Genomic DNA, 15,397 nt, shown 5'->3' with positions numbered 1-15,397 from the left:
CGGCGGGGCCTCATCAGGGTACGAGCACGATCTTCCCTTTCGACGCGGTGCTCCCCAGCAGCTCATGGGCGCGGCGAACGTCGGAAAGCGGCAGGCGCTCGGCCACCACCGGGTGAATCTCGCCGCGGCGAAGCAACTCGAGCAGCGCGAAGAAGTCTGCCCTGAACCAGTCCTGGTGGTGGATGCGCAGCTTCTGGATCCGGTAGGACAACACTTTTCGGCGGGGTGACAGCCAGCCCCAGAGGGCGACGCTCCCCGTTGCCGCGTACCAGGCGATCACGCCCGGCCAGTTCTTGCGCCCCTGCGCGATGGTGGCGTAGCGGCCAAACACAACGAGCCGACCGCCGGGCCGCAGCGCGCGGAAGGAGCGCAGAGACAACGGCCCACCGATCCCGTCGAGGGCAATGTCTACGCCGTCGCCGGTGAGCCCGCGCACCCGGGCCAGGAAATCCTCGTTCTGATAGTCGATCGCCACCGCGCCCAGCCGCTCAACTGCCGCGCGGTCCCGGCCGGAGGCGGTCCCGTAGAGGCGGAGGCGGGCCAGTGCTCCGAGCTCGAGGATGGCGGCCCCTACCCTGCCTGCCGCGCCGTGAACCAGAACACTCTCCCCGGGCTTCGCCTGGGCCGTCCGGTGCAGCAGCTGGTAGGCGGTCATGTAGGGGAAGACGAGGCTTACGACCTCGGCCGGGTCGAGGTCCTCAGGCACATCCACCGCGTATGCCTCCGGCACACAGACGCGCTCGGCGTTGGCGCCCCACACCGTCAGCGCGCCGATGCGGTCCCCGACCCGTACCCGCGAGCAACCGGGCCCGAGCTCATCAACGATGCCGACGAGCTCATAGCCGGGCGTGAAAGGCGGCTTCGGTCCGCCGAGGTAGGTGCCGGCGCGCAGCTGGGCGTCGGTGAAAGAGACCCCCGAAGCCAGGACCCTGACGCGGACTTCGCCCGGGCCGGGCCGTGGATCGTCGACCTCCACCACCTGCAGGACCTCGGGGCCGCCGAAGCGGTCGATCACCACACGCTTCATGGGCTCACTCTACGCTCGGCACACGCTCCGCACACCGGCCTCTTGCCGCCCGGTCCTTGTCTCCACCGGGGTCGTTTCGTGAACCATTGACACCCCCGAACGGTCGGACTATCCTACAACCAAATGGTTGTAGATCAGCTCAGAACCCAGCTCAACGACGACGAACTCGACCGCCTTTTCCACGCATTCGCCGACGCGACCCGCAGGGACATCGTGCGCCGGGTGACAGTGGGCGAGTACTCGGTCTCCGGGCTCGCCGCCCTCTACGCCATGAGTTTCGCGGCCGTCCAGAAGCATGTGGCGGTGCTGGAACGCGCTTCCCTTGTCTCGAAGGAGAAGCGGGGAAGGGAGCAGATCGTGCGGGCCAACCATGACGGCCTGCAGCGGGCCCGCCGCCTGCTGGACGACTACGAGGTCATTTGGCGCCAGCGCGCCGACCGGATTGCGGACCTGCTTGCCGAAGGGGCCGCCCCGGAACCTGACGAGACGCAGGCAGGCGCCAGACCAATCAAGAAATCGCAAGGCCAAGCTGAAGGAAACTGAAGGATAGGAGAGTTCGTCATGACGGTTGTCAGTTCAGTCAAGAATCTTGAGGCGCTGAGCCTCACCGTGGTCGCCGAGTTCGATGCCGGAGTGGGGCGCGTCTGGCAAATCTGGGAAGACCCGCGCCAGCTCGAGCGCTGGTGGGGGCCGCCCACGTGGCCGGCCACCTTCGAGAAGCACGAGTTCGTCCCGGGCGGCGAGGCCAGCTACTACATGACGGGACCCGAGGGGGAGAAGGCCCGCGGCTGGTGGCGGTTCGTGACCATCAACGCTCCGCACCGGCTGGAGTTCGATGATGGCTTCGCGGACGACAACGGCGACCCCGTGGCCGATATGGGAACGATCCACGGAGTTGTGACATTGGAGCCAATCGGCGACCGCACCCGAATGACCATCCTGTCCACCTTCGAGGCGGAGGAGCAGATGGAGAAGATCGTCGCCATGGGCATGGAAGAAGGCATGAGGGAGGCGCTGGGCCAGGTCGACGCGATCATCGCCGAGTCCGTCAACGCCTGACCTGCAACGCAACACGACGACGGCGGGAATCTCCCGCCGTCGTCCGCAAGGCCCTGTTCAGCCCGGTATTAGCGGCGGTAACATGCCATGTGACTTTCACCCACGGTTACGCGGCCAACGGCGACCTCCGCATGTACTACGAGGTCCACGGTCACCCGCGGGTCGGCGAGCCCCCGCTGTTGCTGATTCCCGGCGGAGGCTCGAGCATCGAGACCAATTTCGCCGGCCTCATCCCCGCGCTGCTGGCCGAGAGCCTGCAGGTGATCGCCGTCGAAGAGGAAGGCCACGGCCGGACCGCGGCTACCGCCCGGCCGCTCACCGCCGAAGGATCGGCAGGGGACATCAAGGCCGTGCTCGATGAGCTCAACGTGGACTCCGTGGACGTGCTCGGGTTCAGCGCCGGGGGCCACACCGCGCTCGCGCTGGCCATGAGGCATCCGTCCATGGTGCGGTGCCTGATTGCCGCCTCCACCTTCGCCAGCCGCGACGCTGTGGGCGATGAATTCTGGGAGGGGATGGAAAAGGCAACCCTCGATGACATGCCGGAGGTGTACCAGGACGCGGACCGCCGGCTGAACCCGGACCCCGGACACCTCGAGCGGATGTTCGAACTGGACCGCCAGCGGATCCTGAGCTTCCCCGGATGGTCGGACGAGGACCTGCGCCGCATCACGGCCCGGACCCTGGTGCTGAGCGCCGACCGCGACGTCGTCAGCGCTGACCACGCCGTGCGGATGTCACGGGTCATTCCCGGGGCGCGCCTGATGATCGTGCCGGGTACCCACGGCGATTATTTGGGCGAGCTGGCCGCGAGCGGGGGCGACCTGCGGGCCATGCGGACCACTCTCCCGTACCTGCTGCGGTTCCTGGAGGAGTAGGGCCCGGTCAGGGCCTCGCCGGCGTCGAGGTCTGTGCCGGGCTGGTCTGTGCCGGACTGGAGGTCCAGTGCTGCCGGTGCAGCCGCTCGAAGCCGTCCAGGAACAGATCCAGGGCGAACTCGAACTCGAACTGGTCATCGCACCCCTGGCCCACCACGGAGTCCTGGTGCGCGGAGGCGGTCGCGACCTTCAGGATGTTCGGATACCGCTCGGCCATCTCCTGGAACATGGCCGCCTGCGCCTCCGGCGGAAGGGTGGCCAGCCCTGCGGCGTTCCCGCCGGCGGAGTCGTCGAACAGCTCCTGGGTAAACCCCCACATGCGGCTGCCGAGGGCGTGCATGACGTGATGGGTCAGGTCCACGGAGAAGCCTCCGGCCAGGAACATGCCGATGAACGAGTCCATGTAGCCAAGGACCGCTGGAGTTTTATTCGTGCGCGATTCCAGCACTTGCCGGGCCCACGGATGCCGCAGCAGCGCCCCCCGCGCCGAGAGCACCCTCAGGCGCACGGCGTCCTTCCAGCCGGCATCGCGGACGGGAGGATCGATCTCGCTGACAAGGGCGTCCACCATGCCGTCAAGGAGTTCCTCCTTGTTGGCCACGTGCTTGTAAAGCGCCATCGGCACGACGCCGAGTTCCTGCGCCAGCCGGCGCATGCTCAGCGCCTCGATCCCCACCTGATCGGCCAGCACGACGGCGGCAGCCAGGACGCGGTCCCGGCTCAACGGAATCCGGCGCGTTCGCTCCGCTTGCTGGGTCATCCGGCCACCCTTCCCTAACGGTTCCCTATTGACAAGTGTACGCCGTACACCTAACGTGGCCGCATCAGGTGTACGCCGTACACCTCGCGTCTCATGTACCGCCGCCGCCAGCCATCCCAGCCAAGGACCACGCCGTGACAACACACGCCAGCAGCGCCCCCGTCCCCCGAGTCCGCCGCCGCCCCCAGTGGCCAGTGCCAGCCGGATTGATCCTTCTCAGCCTCATCCCGGTGATCGCCGGTGCGGCGCGGCTGACGGAACTGACCGGCGGTGCCGCCGTCACCGCCCAGAACGCCCGGTTCTTCGCCTCACCCGTGCCCGTGGTGACCCACATCCTCAGTGTCACCACCTACAGCCTGCTCGGTGCGTTCCAGTTCCTCCCCGCGCTGCGGGGCCGCCGGGGCTGGCACCGCATCGCCGGCCGCATCCTCGCGCCGGCGGGCCTGCTGGCCGCCCTGTCCGGCCTGTGGATGGCCGTCTTCTATCCGCTGCCGCCCGGGGACGGACCGGCGCTGTTGGTGCTGCGGCTGGTCTTCGGCTCGGCCATGGCGGCGAGCATTGTCCTGGGAGTCGTGGCGGTTGTGCGCCGGGATTTTGTGCGGCACGGCGCGTGGATGACCCGCGGCTATGCGATCGGCGTTGCCGCGGGAACGCAGGCGCTGACGGGGCTGCCGTGGATGCTGCTGGTGGGCCCGCCCGACGAGCCGACCCGGGCTGTGCTCCTGGGGGCAGCCTGGGTGATCAACCTTGCGGTGGCGGAGTACGTCATCCACCGGCGCGCCAGGCGGACCGTGCGCTCCAGGCGGACCGTGCGCTCCAGGCGGACCGTGCCCGAACCTGCCGCCGTCGTCCCCATGCCTGCTGCCGCCGTCGTCGAAGTCGCCGGAAGCGTGCCGGCACGCCGTACTTTTCCGGCGAAGCGGACGGTTTCCGGCGACGTGGATGCCGGGCGGCTAGACTCACGCGCATGACAATTGTGGACGATCAAGGCCGCCCGGAGCCTCCCCTTGCCGCCGATGAAACCGCGACCCTCCTGGGTTTCCTGGACTACCAGCGGGCCACGCTGGCGTGGAAATGCGCCGGGCTGCACGCGGCCGGCTTTGTGGCTACTACCGCTGCCTCATCGATGACACTGGGTGGGCTCCTGAAGCACATGGCCTATGTGGAGAGCGAATGGTTCTCCCGTTCCCTGCACGCCCGGGACCGGGAGGCCCCGTTTGCCGCCGTGGATTGGAAGGCTGACCCGGACTGGGAGTGGCATTCCGCCGCCGAGGACACCCCGGACCAGCTGCGCACCTTGTGGCAGGACGCCGTGGACCGGTCCCGGGCCAGCGTCACGGAGGCCCTGGCCGCCGGTGGCCTGGACCAATTAGCCCGTCGCCCGTGGCCGGACGGTTCGGCACCGAGCCTGCGCTGGATCCTGTGCCACATGATCGAGGAGTATGCCCGGCACAACGGCCACGCCGACCTCCTCCGCGAGGCCGTGGACGGCGAAACGGGCGAGTAGCCTCGCGGCGCCCCTCCACCCACTCACCCGTTGCGCTATCAGTCTTGGCGGTTATGGACGCCGAATGACGACCAGGACTGATAGCGCAACCAGGTTAGGCAGGGTGGATTTAGTAGGCCTTGACCCGCTGTTCGACGATGAGGTGGACCAGGGCGAACACACCGTCCCGGTCGATGGCGGCCAGCGCCGCCTCGAGGGCGGCCGGCACATCCTTATCCTCGGTGACGGTGATGCCGAAACCGCCGAACGCCCGGGCCATCATGCCGAAGTCGGGGTTCTTCAGCTGAGTGCCTGACACCCGGGACGGGTAGTGGCGTTCCTGATGGGTGCGGATGGTGCCGTACTCCTGGTTATCCATCACGATGATCAGCGGCGTGGCTCCGTACTGGGCGGCCGTGGCGAGCTCCTGGCCGTTCATGAGGAATTCTCCGTCGCCCGCGATGGTGACCACCCGGCGCTCCGGGCTAGCCAGGGATGCGGCGATGGCCGAGGGCACCGAGTACCCCATGGAACCGTTCCGGGCGCTGATCATCGAGGCGTAGCGCCGGGTGGGGAAGTACCGGTGCGCCCAGTTGGTGTGCTCGCCCGCCCCGAACGTCACCAGGGCGTCCTGCGGCAGCAGCGGCACAAGGTTCGCCATCAGGGTGTCCATCTTCGCGGGACCGGCACCGGGGACGGACGGCGGCAGGCTGGCGAAGGAGCACTGCTCGGCGCGCATCCGGGCCGTCCACGCCTTCCACTCCTGCCTGACGGGCAGGTCGATGTTGACCAAGTCCCGGACGAAGGCGTCCGGCTTGGCCAGGATCTGGCGGGAGACCGGACCGGAGCGGCCGCGCAGCGAGGGATCGATGGAGACGAGGAAGTTGTTCTTGTTCCAGTCCTGCCGGCAGACGAAACCGTCCGTGATCACGTCCCCCGGGACCGTCCCGACGAAAACGAGCAGATCGGTTTCCTCCAGGAGGTCATACGTCGGGCGGGGCCGGCCGTAGCCGATCGGCCCCACGTAGCTGGGCGAATCAAAGGAGACGGTCCCCTGTGTACGCCACTCCGCCGCGGCCGGGATGTGGTGCTTTTCGAGCCAGCGGGTTAGTTCCGAGGCGGCTTCCTGGGTCCAGTCGTTCCCGCCGGTGACAAAGAGCGGCTTCTTCGACTGTGCCAGCGCCTCAGCCAGCGCACCGGCATCGGTGCTGCTCATGCCGCCCGCGGCAACCGGGATGGCCGGGTGCAGGGCCGGATCAATCTGTGCGCGGATGATGTCCTCCGGCAGGCCCACCACCACGGGCCCGGGACGGCCGCTCATGGCCGCGAACATTGCCTCCGCGACAATTTCGGAGGCCCGCTCGGGGTGGTCGAGGACCATCACGCGTTTGGCGCCGGTGTCGAACCACGCCTTGATGTCGAACTCCTGGAACGCCTCGCGGTCCCGGTGCGCGAACGGAATCAGTCCGACGAAGAGCAGCATCGGGGTGGAGTCCTGCCACGCGGTGTGCAGGCCCACGTGGGCGTTCGCTGCCCCGGGGCCGCGGGTGACCATGGCGACGCCGGGGCGCTGGTTCATCTTGCCGTCTGCCTCGGCCATGTAGGCGGAGCCGCCCTCGTGCCGGCAGACCACGGTCTCGATCTCAGAGCCGTGCAGCCCGTCGAGGACGTCCAGGAAGCTTTCCCCCGGGACAACAAACGTGCGTTCCACCCCGTGCGCCGCGAGCGAATCAACAATCACGTGGCCGGCGGACTTGAGGGTGCTGGCGCCGTTGCGGTTATCCAGGACAGCCCCTCGGGCCGTCTGCAGGGGTTTGATGGTGTCGCCTTCAACTGGGTGCGTGTCGGTTGCGGTCATTGTGGATGCAGACTCGGTTTTCATCACTACTTGTCTTCTTGGGTTGGGTTGGCGGGCATGGCATGTCCACTGAATCCAGCGGAACGGTGGCTAGTCTGTTTCCGGTCCGGTGCAGAAGAAGCAGCCGTCCTCGCAACTGTCGTTCGACGCCGGCGGCTTGTCCTTGTGCGCGTCTGGCGGGTGGCGTTCCTGCAGAGTGCTGGTTCGGCCGGGACTCAGCGGGTTTAGTGGCTTCATGAAGGCTTTCGCGTTGGGTGCCGGGTTGCGGGATTGGTCGGCACTGGGATGTTCGATTAGCGGATTGGAGTCCGGTTGGCCAGCACGGGCGCGGCGCCCGTGAAGCCGTCGCGGGTTTCGGCGATGTCGTGGATTTGTTTCCGGCAGGCGTACCAGCCGCCTACCATCAGCGCGCAGGCCACCAGGGTCACCAGCAATGTGAGCGGGGAATCGATGAAGACCATGACGAGGACGCCGAGCAGGAATACCAGGGAGAGGTACCCGGTGTAGGGGGCGCCGAACATCCGGAAAGAGGGGCGCTCAAGCCAGCCTTTGTCTGCCCACCGTTTGAGCTGGATCTGGCAGAGCACAATGGTGGCCCAAGTGACGACGATGCCTACGGCGGCGACGTTCAGGACGATCTCGAAAGCCTGGCCGGGGACCAGGTAGTTCAGCGGGACCCCGAGGAGGGAGACTCCGGCGGTGATGGCGATGCCGCCGTAGGGGACACCGGCCTTGTTCATCCGCTGGGCGAACTTCGGGGCCGATCCGGCCACTGACATGGAACGCAGGATGCGGCCGGTGGAGTATAGGCCGGCGTTCAGCGAGGACAGGGCGGCTGTGAGGACCACGAGGTTCATGATGACGTCCACGCCTTGGATACCGATGGATCCGAAGAACGTCACAAACGGGCTGACGCCTTTTTCATACGAGGTGTAGGGCAGCAGCAGGGCGAGCAGAATGACCGAGCCGACGTAGAAGACGGCGATCCGGAAGACCACGGAGTTGATGGCCTTGGGCATGATTTTTTCGGGGTTTTCGGTTTCGCCGGCGGCGGTACCGATCAGTTCGATCGAGGCGTAGGCGAACAGCACGCCCTGCATGAGGATGATCATGGGCAGCAGGCCGTTGGGGAAGAGGCCGCCATTGTCGGTGATGAGGCTGAATCCGACTTCCTGGCCTTCCACGGGCGTGCCGAACATGACGAAGTAGGTGCCGACCAACAGGAACGCGACCAAGGCCGCGACCTTGATCAGGGCGAACCAGAACTCGAGCTCGCCGAACACCTTGACGGAGACGAGGTTGAGGCAGAGGACCACGACGAGGGCGATCAGCGCCCACGCCCACTGCGGTACGGCCCCCATCCAGGGGATGTATTTGCCGAAGAAGTTCATGTAGAGGGCCGCGGCGGTGATGTCCACGATGGTGGTGGTGGCCCAGTTGATCCAATAGAACCAGCCGGAGATGAACGCGGCCTTCTCTCCGTAGAATTCGCGGGCGTAGGACACGAACGATCCTGACGAGGGCCGGTGCAGCACCAGTTCACCCAGGGCGCGCAGGATCAGGAACGCGAAGAAGCCGCAGACGGCGTAGGCGATGACCAATGACGGGCCGGCCGCGTTGAGCCGGCCGCCGGCACCCAGGAACAGGCCGGTTCCGATGGCCCCGCCGATCGCGATCATCTGGATCTGCCGGGGCTTCAGGCTCTTGTGATAGCCCGAGTCCTCCGCGTGGATCAGGGCATCCGAAGCGTGGGCGTGGCCGCCATCGGCCTGGTACAAGCCAACCTCGTCATTGGGGTTGTTGGGCATGGGTGTTCCTTTCGATCTGTCAGAGATCTAAATGGGGTTCTGGAGTGAGATTGTGGGGACAGCCGGGCGTCAGATCAGAAAATCGACCACCCGGTCCGGTCGGACAGGTCAGCGAGAGCCGCCGTGCCTGCCAGGGAATTTCCTTTGGAATCCAGCCGGGGGCTCCAGACGCAGATGGCGCACTCCCCGGGGACGATCGCCAGGATGCCGCCGCCTACACCGCTTTTCCCGGGAAGTCCCACGCGGTAGGCGAACTCGCCGGCTGCGTCATACATGCCGCAGGTCAGCATGATGGAGCCGATGCGCTTAGCCTCGCTCCTGGAGATCACCGCGCCTTGTACTCCACGACCATCCTGCGCGAGGAATAGACCCGCCTTGGCCACCTCCACGCAGGTCATCATGATTGAGCACTGCCTGACGTAGTTCTCCACCACTGCCTGTGCGGGCCGCCGCAGGTTGCCGAATTCCTTCAGGAAGTGGGCGAGGGCCAGGTTGCGGCTGCTGCTGGAGAGTTCACTCTTTGCGGCCATTTCGTCGATGAAAGGACCCTGTCTTCCATTCTGGTGACCCACCTGGCCGGTGAGGAAACGCAGGACCTGGGCGGCGGCGTCGGGAGTTCTTTCCATCAGATGGTCGGTGACCACCAGGGCGCCCGAGTTGATGAACGGGTTCCGTGGGATCCCGTGCTCGACTTCAAGCTGGACCAAAGAGTTGAAGGACGTGCCTGAAGGCTCGCGAAGGACCCTGGACCACAACGAGCCGGAGTCATCGGCGCCGAGCGCCATCGCCAGGGTGAAGACCTTGGAGATGCTCTGGATCGAGAACGGAAGATCGGCGTCGCCGGAACTGAATAGTTCCCCGGACGTAGTGGCAACCGCGATGCCGAAACGGTCGAACGGCGGGGACTGCAGGTGGGGAATGTTTGCGGGGACTGACCCCGCTTCCGTCCGGGGCCGGTGGCCGCGGACAATGTCATCCAGTAATAAGGCAAGCGGCGGCGAATCAAGTGTTGTCATCATTTCTTGCCCACATGCTCCTTCTGCGTGCCGGACCACTCCTGAACATGCAGCAGCGCGACCAGTGCATGGCGGGGATTGCCGAAGTCCAGGCCGGTGACCCGGCTGACCTTGCCGATCCGGTAGTAGACGGTGTTCTTATGCAGCTGCATCCGCTTCGCGCACTCGGCCACGTCGAGTGACGCGTCGAAGAAGGCACGCAGGGTTACGGCCAGTTCCGCGTCGTCGCGGAGGAGGGCCCAGAGGCTGCGGTGCCGAAAGGCCGCCGTCGTAAAGTTCTCCACGGCGTCGTGGAAGAGGATCTCGGCTTCGAAGTCGTCCACCGTGGCAACCGAAACTTCGCCGGAGCGGCGCATGCAGCCCAGCAGCGCTTCGCATATTCCGGTCACGGAATGGATTGATAGCAGATCGGGAACAGCGGGGCCGACGGCGGCAAAGGGGCTGATGCCGAGGTGCTTGTTGGCGTCCTTGACGATTGCCTCGGCCAGACTCCGCAGACCGGCCCCCGCGTTGGCGGACTGCAGCCCGGGAAGGATCACGGCGGTGTCGCCGTGAAACTGTCCCACGATGGCTGAGGGCTTGTAGGCGGCTGCATGGATTGAAGCGAGGTTGGCCAGCTCGCCGTGTTTGAGTGCGGCGTCGTTCTCCTGGGCTTCGGACGCCGAGAGGCCAATCAGGATCAGGGCCGCGGGGCGGTCCGCAGGGATTTTCTCGCTGTGCGCGCTCGCCGCAGCCTCCGCGGGACCCGAAAGTAGGCGCACGATCCGGTCCTCGCGCATGTGCACGGATTGCTGGTTACGGTACCGGATCAGCTCGGCGGAGGCCCGCGCGGCTGAGCCGGTGAGCACATAGTCGACGTCGTCGCCGAAGCCCGCACCGGTTTCCTGGAGCCAGATGTAGCCCATGATGCGGTCGCCGGCGAACAGGCTGATGGCGACGCGCTCCCGCAGGCCGTCCTGGGGCCGGGCGGGAACCCGGACCGGCAGGCGCGTCCGGTGCAGCTCGCGGTAGGCGCCGAGGTCCTTGAGCAGGAGTTCGTATTTGCGCGGGCCGCGCCGGGCCAGGATCGAGGCCTTGCGCAGTTCGTCAATGGCGTTGGTGACCGTGGAGTAGGCCAGGACCTTGTTGGCGGCGTCCTCGATCACCACGTGGCTGGAGGTCAGGCGGGCCGTGGTCTGGGCGATGGCGAAGAGGTCTTCTTCGAGCAGGGTCAGCACTTCGCGCTGGTAGCTGGGCGGCTGGATTCGGTCCTTGGCGATGGACAGCAATCGGTCCCAGTCTGCCGCCGGGTCCACCAGCAGCAGGCCGGTTCCGGCGGCGCGGAGCAGCTCTTCGGCTTCCGCCAGTTCGTCGGGGCTGCCCTTGACGGCTAGGACCAGGGGCGGGCGTTTCAAGAGGCGCCGCACCGCGGGCAACGCGGAGCGTCCGCGGACGCCGATCAGCAGGACGAACGCAGTCGCGCCGTCGGCGGTCTCGTCGTCGGCGTCGACGATCAGAAAGCGTTCGATCGCAGCATCCGTGCGGGACGGCCGAAGCATCAGGCTGGCGAAACCCAGCGGAAGATCCGCGAGGATGTCGTCCACTGTAGCTGCGGCCATGGGCTTCTTTCTGACATTGGCACCCTTCCCGGACGGCTTTGTCCGGACACCTCAGCCTATCCAGCAGGCATCGCCGAAAGTATGGAAAAGCTCCTAAATTACGCGACCCGTTTTAGGTCTACGGACCAAGGCGAGGTCTCCAGAGCTGCCGGGGCCCCATCGATTGATCCGTAAGTGCCGTAATCACTCGTCAAAAGGGCATTTACGGAGCGACCGACGGGGTTTGAGGACCGGAAGGGGACCGGTCATCATGGAGTGTTGGTGCGTCATTGCGGAACCCGACGTCCGCCGCACCCGCCGCCACTGGCGCTGACGCCCCTAGGAGAACCCATGGAGACGCCCCCGGACCTGATCGACTTCACAGCAAGCGGCGCCCGGTCGGGAGACCTGGAGGCGGCCTGGATCCACGGCTCGGAATCGGCGAAGCACAATACGGACCCGGACATCCAGGTCCACGCCTACGACGGGCACACGTTCATCCTGCGCCAGAACATGGCGGTCAACTACGAGGCGCCGTTCATGTTCCTGCTGTTCGGCAACGCCAGGGCCGTCCTCATCGATACCGGCGCGACCGCATCCGCGGACTTCTTCCCGCTGCGCCGCGTTGTCGACGGCCTTGTGGAGGCCTGGCTTGCCGCCCATCCCCGCGACGGCTACGGTCTCCTTGTCCTCCACACCCACCCGCATGGCGATCATGTCGCGGGCGATGCCCAGTTCGGGGGCCGTCCCGACACCGTTCTGGTGGACGCGGCCCGGGACAATGCCTGGGAATTTTTCGGATTCACTGCCGCGGGTGCCCCGGACGGCGGCGGCGGCGGCGCCGTCCAGCCCGCGCAGGTGGACCTCGGCGGGCGCGTCCTGGCATGCTGGCCCAGTCCGGGGCACCACGACGCGGCCGTGACGTTCTACGATCCCCACACCGGGTTCCTGCTCACCGGTGACACGGTCTATCCCGGCCGGCTCTACATCCAGGACTGGCCAGCGTTTGTGAGCACCATCGACCGGCTGATCGGGTTCTGCGCCACCCACCCCGTCACCCATGTCCTGGGCTGCCACATCGAAATGTCGCAGCAGCCCGGCGTCGACTATCCGATCTTCACCACCTACCAGCCCGACGAACCACCGCTGCAGATGACCGTGGAGCAGCTCCGGCAGATCCGCCGGGCCATCGACGAGGTGGGCGGACGCCCCGGCCGGCATGTGTTTCCCGGGTTCATCCTCTGCCTCGAGGGGGAATGAGCGGGCGGGACCACCGGCCTCCAGCCCTCAGCGCCCCCGCAGCGACGCCGCGGCCGGGACGCCGGGCGGGAAATCGGGCAACGCCCCTGCGGGCGTGTGGAAGATCCACAACGAGAGCGCACGGTAGGTGGCCCAGTCGTCGTCGGCCGCCCGCAGGGACGCGATCTCGGTGCCGTCGGGTTGCCCTGTGGTGCGGATGACCTGCAGCCGGACCGGCGCGGCCTCCGGCAACCGGAGCATGACGGACCCCGAAGCCGGCAGCGTGCCGTGGGGGAAGCGGACTGCGGCGCCGCCGACCGAAATGTCCAGCAGCTCTCCGCCGGTGCCCTCGGCCTCCACCGGCGCGGACACCTCCATCCGGTAGGCGTTGCGGCGGGATGTGGCGAATTCGGCGGCCCGGATCCTGCGTGTTCCGAGCACCAGGACCGCGCCGGCGAGCACCAGCCAGGCACCGGACGCCACCGTAGAACCGGGCGTCGTGCGCCAGGGCACCAGCCCGGCCAACCCGGCCGCCGCATACAGAATCACCGCGGAGATGAGGACAACCATCACGATCAGGATGCGCGGCGTCCGGCCCCGGAGTCGGAGGTCGGCGGCACCCTTGGGCGTCACCTGGAATTCCAGGATGTTCCGGGACATGAGCCACCAGAGGCACGCCAGGCCGACCGGGACGCGGAAAATCCGCAGGGCGAAGGCCGTGGGCCAGTGGATTTCGTTGCGCATCAGCTGCTTGGAGCCCCACAGGCGCACGGTGAACATGACCAGGAAGACCCCGGTGAAAAGCAGCGGCCCGGCAGTGGAGGTCTGCGCCCCGGACAGCATGATCACCACCGGAATCAGGAAGGCCACGAGCGTGGCGATGCCCTCCAGCCACCACAGCGTGCCGTTGAGGTACTCGTGGTAATTCCGCCACGACAGCCACCCCTTCGCCGCCCACAGCTTCTCGTGGACGAGGATCTGCATGGCACCCATGCCCCAGCGCCGGCGCTGCAGCAGGTACTGGTCCGGGGTCGCCGGCGCGAGCCCGACGGCGAGCGTCTGGTGGTGGTAGACGGTCCGCCAGCCGCGCCGGATGAGTTTGAGCGTGGTGTGCATGTCCTCGGTGATGGTCTCGGTCGCCACGCCGCCCACCTCCTGCAGGGCGCTCAGACGCAACAACGACGTCGACCCGCACCAGAAGGGTCCGGCGCCGGGTACGTTGCGGGACGCCATGAGGACGTTGAAGAAGGTGCCCTGCTCACCCGTGATGCCGTCGTCGTCGAACGCGCCGCCGTTGTAGAACGACTGCGGACCCTGGATCAGGGCGATCCCGGGGTCTTCGAACCAGCCCAGGGTGGCGGTGAGGAAAGTGGGCAGCGGGACGTGGTCGCAGTCCAGGACGGCGATAATGTCGATGCCGGGGCCGCCGGCGGCCTTCTCCGAGGCCATCAGGCCCAGGGCGTGGTTCATGTTGCCGGCCTTGGCGTGGTCGTGGACGGGCCGCCGGACATACCGGGCGCCGTAGGCGACGCACATTTCTTCGACCCAAGGCCGGTCGCCGTCGTCGAGGACCCACGTCTCATGCGCCGGGGCCAGCTCGCAGGCCGCCGCGACCGTGGGCGTCAGAACCTCGATGGGCTCGTTGTACGTGGGGATCAGCACCGCCACCCGCATGCCGTTCGGGGCCTCCGTCACGGGCGCCGGCGGATGGCTGTCAATGTTCCACACGGACCACGCCTTTAGGATGAGGCCGGCCAGCGGCAAGGCCTCGAAGGTAACCAGGATCCAGGCGATGGCCAGGTTCCATTCCCCCGACGGCATCGTGAACAGGACGCGCCACGTCAGGTAGAGGACCAGGGCGGCGATGGCCGCGATGCCGCCGACATGGGCCAGCCTCCGGGACCGCGGTGCTTCCGCTCCGGGAGGTCCGAGCCGGGCGGCCCAGCCGGCAATGCCGGCCCGGGTCAGGGCTGTGGCGTCCAGTGGTACGGGCCGCGGCGCAGCGGATGTGGTTCCGGCGGACAGCCCTTGAGCCGATACGTTCTCGGCGCGCTGCCGCAGATCTTCACGCAGATTCTCTCGAGGCACGTGATCTCCCTCAGCTAGATCCGGTGCTCAATGTCCGATCAGCGTAGCCGCGGCGTGGCACCCGTGACCGGATCCGCCGGAATCCTTGCGCAAAACTGCGGAGGGAGTGTGCTTCGTCCTACTGCTTTGATCTATTGCTTTGCAACGTGCTCCGCGTCCTCGGGCCCGACGAAATTGCACGAGCCGGGGTGGCGCTTGGGCAACGTGCACGTGCGCCCGGTGGGCAGGTGGACGTTGGCGCACCCGCCCGCCATGGCCACGTCTTCGCGCACATGCGTGACGTGCGTGCTGCTCTGATCCTCTGGCGCTTCCTCGCGGCTGGTTTGTAGGGGGCTTCCGGACGCGCTCTGGTTTTGGCTGTTCACGGCTGCAACTCCTCGGGATCTGCTGTGCAGGAGAGATGGGAAGGATGCTTAGTTTTATCCGAAGTCCCCAGCTTCGCACGGGTGGGTTAACACCGGGTTACGGGAGTGTAAGGATCCCGTCTCGGCGAGGGGGCAGGTTGCAACGGTCGCGGTTCGCCGCCGCGCGGACCTTTTGCCGCCGCCCGGCTGTTCCTCATACTGGAAGGCAGATCCGCGATTTCGACAGGCGAGGACGG

The 15,397-nt window shown here is 66.9% G+C and carries 13 protein-coding genes; 6 read left to right on the top strand and 7 right to left on the bottom strand.

The features are described from left to right. Positions 1-13 precede the first annotated feature (13 nt). Positions 14-1,027: a medium chain dehydrogenase/reductase family protein gene (locus AC1DDH_RS13890; RefSeq protein ID WP_476931920.1), complete on the bottom strand. Its 1,014-nt coding sequence runs from the start codon at positions 1,025-1,027 to the stop codon at positions 14-16. 123 nt (positions 1,028-1,150) lie between these two features. On the opposite strand from AC1DDH_RS13890, the gene AC1DDH_RS13885 reads away from it, so the two are divergent. The 3 genes from AC1DDH_RS13885 (at position 1,151) to AC1DDH_RS13875 (ending at position 2,964) form a co-directional block, all read left to right on the top strand. After that, the gene (locus tag AC1DDH_RS13885; protein WP_476931919.1) at positions 1,151-1,570 is read left to right on the top strand and encodes an ArsR/SmtB family transcription factor; all 420 of its coding nucleotides are present in this window, start codon (positions 1,151-1,153) and stop codon (positions 1,568-1,570) included. Between the two features lie 18 nt (positions 1,571-1,588). After that, entirely contained in the window at positions 1,589-2,086 is a 498-nt protein-coding gene (locus AC1DDH_RS13880) for an SRPBCC family protein (protein WP_230009669.1), read from the top strand. An 89-nt stretch (positions 2,087-2,175) separates the two neighbouring features. Further along, on the top strand, positions 2,176-2,964 hold the full coding sequence (locus AC1DDH_RS13875) for an alpha/beta fold hydrolase (RefSeq protein ID WP_230009667.1): 789 nt from the start codon (positions 2,176-2,178) through the stop codon (positions 2,962-2,964). A 7-nt stretch (positions 2,965-2,971) separates the two neighbouring features. Here AC1DDH_RS13875 and AC1DDH_RS13870 read toward each other — a convergent pair whose 3' ends face one another. Beyond that, a complete protein-coding gene (locus tag AC1DDH_RS13870; protein ID WP_476955641.1) occupies positions 2,972-3,724 on the bottom strand; it encodes a TetR/AcrR family transcriptional regulator in 753 nt (250 codons plus the stop codon). A gap of 134 nt (positions 3,725-3,858) precedes the next feature. On the opposite strand from AC1DDH_RS13870, the gene AC1DDH_RS13865 reads away from it, so the two are divergent. Together AC1DDH_RS13865 and AC1DDH_RS13860 are read left to right on the top strand one after the other, a co-directional pair. Beyond that, positions 3,859-4,695 carry a DUF2306 domain-containing protein gene (locus AC1DDH_RS13865; protein WP_476955640.1) on the top strand — a complete coding sequence of 279 codons (837 nt, stop codon included), beginning with the start codon at positions 3,859-3,861 and terminating at the stop codon, positions 4,693-4,695. After that, positions 4,692-5,231 (top strand): DinB family protein, encoded by a 540-nt coding sequence (locus AC1DDH_RS13860; protein ID WP_476955639.1) that lies wholly within the window; start codon positions 4,692-4,694, stop codon positions 5,229-5,231. The genes AC1DDH_RS13865 and AC1DDH_RS13860 overlap by 4 nt, the downstream gene beginning before the upstream one ends. A 109-nt stretch (positions 5,232-5,340) precedes the next feature. On the opposite strand, the gene AC1DDH_RS13855 is transcribed toward AC1DDH_RS13860, so the two are convergent. The 4 genes from AC1DDH_RS13855 to AC1DDH_RS13840 all read right to left on the bottom strand — a co-directional run bounded on the left by AC1DDH_RS13855 (position 5,341) and on the right by AC1DDH_RS13840 (position 11,490). Then, positions 5,341-7,092: a thiamine pyrophosphate-dependent enzyme gene (locus AC1DDH_RS13855; protein WP_476955638.1), complete on the bottom strand. Its 1,752-nt coding sequence runs from the start codon at positions 7,090-7,092 to the stop codon at positions 5,341-5,343. A gap of 269 nt (positions 7,093-7,361) precedes the next feature. After that, the gene (locus tag AC1DDH_RS13850; RefSeq protein WP_476851757.1) at positions 7,362-8,876 is read right to left on the bottom strand and encodes an amino acid permease; all 1,515 of its coding nucleotides are present in this window, start codon (positions 8,874-8,876) and stop codon (positions 7,362-7,364) included. A gap of 74 nt (positions 8,877-8,950) precedes the next feature. After that, positions 8,951-9,895 carry a glutaminase gene (locus AC1DDH_RS13845; protein ID WP_476955637.1) on the bottom strand — a complete coding sequence of 315 codons (945 nt, stop codon included), beginning with the start codon at positions 9,893-9,895 and terminating at the stop codon, positions 8,951-8,953. Further along, positions 9,892-11,490 carry a PucR family transcriptional regulator gene (locus AC1DDH_RS13840; RefSeq protein ID WP_476947929.1) on the bottom strand — a complete coding sequence of 533 codons (1,599 nt, stop codon included), beginning with the start codon at positions 11,488-11,490 and terminating at the stop codon, positions 9,892-9,894. Before AC1DDH_RS13840 ends, AC1DDH_RS13845 begins: the two co-directional genes overlap by 4 nt. Positions 11,491-11,820: 330 nt before the next feature. Between AC1DDH_RS13840 and AC1DDH_RS13835 the strand changes: the two genes are divergently transcribed. Next, positions 11,821-12,729: an MBL fold metallo-hydrolase gene (locus AC1DDH_RS13835; protein ID WP_476955636.1), complete on the top strand. Its 909-nt coding sequence runs from the start codon at positions 11,821-11,823 to the stop codon at positions 12,727-12,729. Between the two features lie 27 nt (positions 12,730-12,756). Here AC1DDH_RS13835 and AC1DDH_RS13830 read toward each other — a convergent pair whose 3' ends face one another. After that, entirely contained in the window at positions 12,757-14,796 is a 2,040-nt protein-coding gene (locus tag AC1DDH_RS13830) for a glycosyltransferase family 2 protein (RefSeq protein WP_476955635.1), read from the bottom strand. Between the last annotated feature and the right edge of the window lie 601 nt (positions 14,797-15,397).

The sequence above is a fragment of the Arthrobacter sp. 10T425 genome, from assembly GCF_056393985.1.
This window is presented reverse-complemented; position numbering and strand designations above follow the sequence as displayed.

Excerpts from the sequence above, each read along its gene's own strand:
- AC1DDH_RS13890 (WP_476931920.1), bottom strand. The coding sequence starts at position 1,027 with ATGAAGCGTGTGGTGATCGACCGCTTCGGCGGCCCCGAGGTCCTGCAG.
- AC1DDH_RS13885 (WP_476931919.1), top strand. The coding sequence starts at position 1,151 with ATGGTTGTAGATCAGCTCAGAACCCAGCTCAACGACGACGAACTCGAC.
- AC1DDH_RS13880 (WP_230009669.1), top strand. The coding sequence starts at position 1,589 with ATGACGGTTGTCAGTTCAGTCAAGAATCTTGAGGCGCTGAGCCTCACC.
- AC1DDH_RS13870 (WP_476955641.1), bottom strand. The coding sequence starts at position 3,724 with ATGACCCAGCAAGCGGAGCGAACGCGCCGGATTCCGTTGAGCCGGGAC.
- AC1DDH_RS13860 (WP_476955639.1), top strand. The coding sequence starts at position 4,692 with ATGACAATTGTGGACGATCAAGGCCGCCCGGAGCCTCCCCTTGCCGCC.
- AC1DDH_RS13855 (WP_476955638.1), bottom strand. The coding sequence starts at position 7,092 with ATGAAAACCGAGTCTGCATCCACAATGACCGCAACCGACACGCACCCA.
- AC1DDH_RS13850 (WP_476851757.1), bottom strand. The coding sequence starts at position 8,876 with ATGCCCAACAACCCCAATGACGAGGTTGGCTTGTACCAGGCCGATGGC.
- AC1DDH_RS13845 (WP_476955637.1), bottom strand. The coding sequence starts at position 9,895 with ATGATGACAACACTTGATTCGCCGCCGCTTGCCTTATTACTGGATGAC.
- AC1DDH_RS13840 (WP_476947929.1), bottom strand. The coding sequence starts at position 11,490 with ATGGCCGCAGCTACAGTGGACGACATCCTCGCGGATCTTCCGCTGGGT.
- AC1DDH_RS13835 (WP_476955636.1), top strand. The coding sequence starts at position 11,821 with ATGGAGACGCCCCCGGACCTGATCGACTTCACAGCAAGCGGCGCCCGG.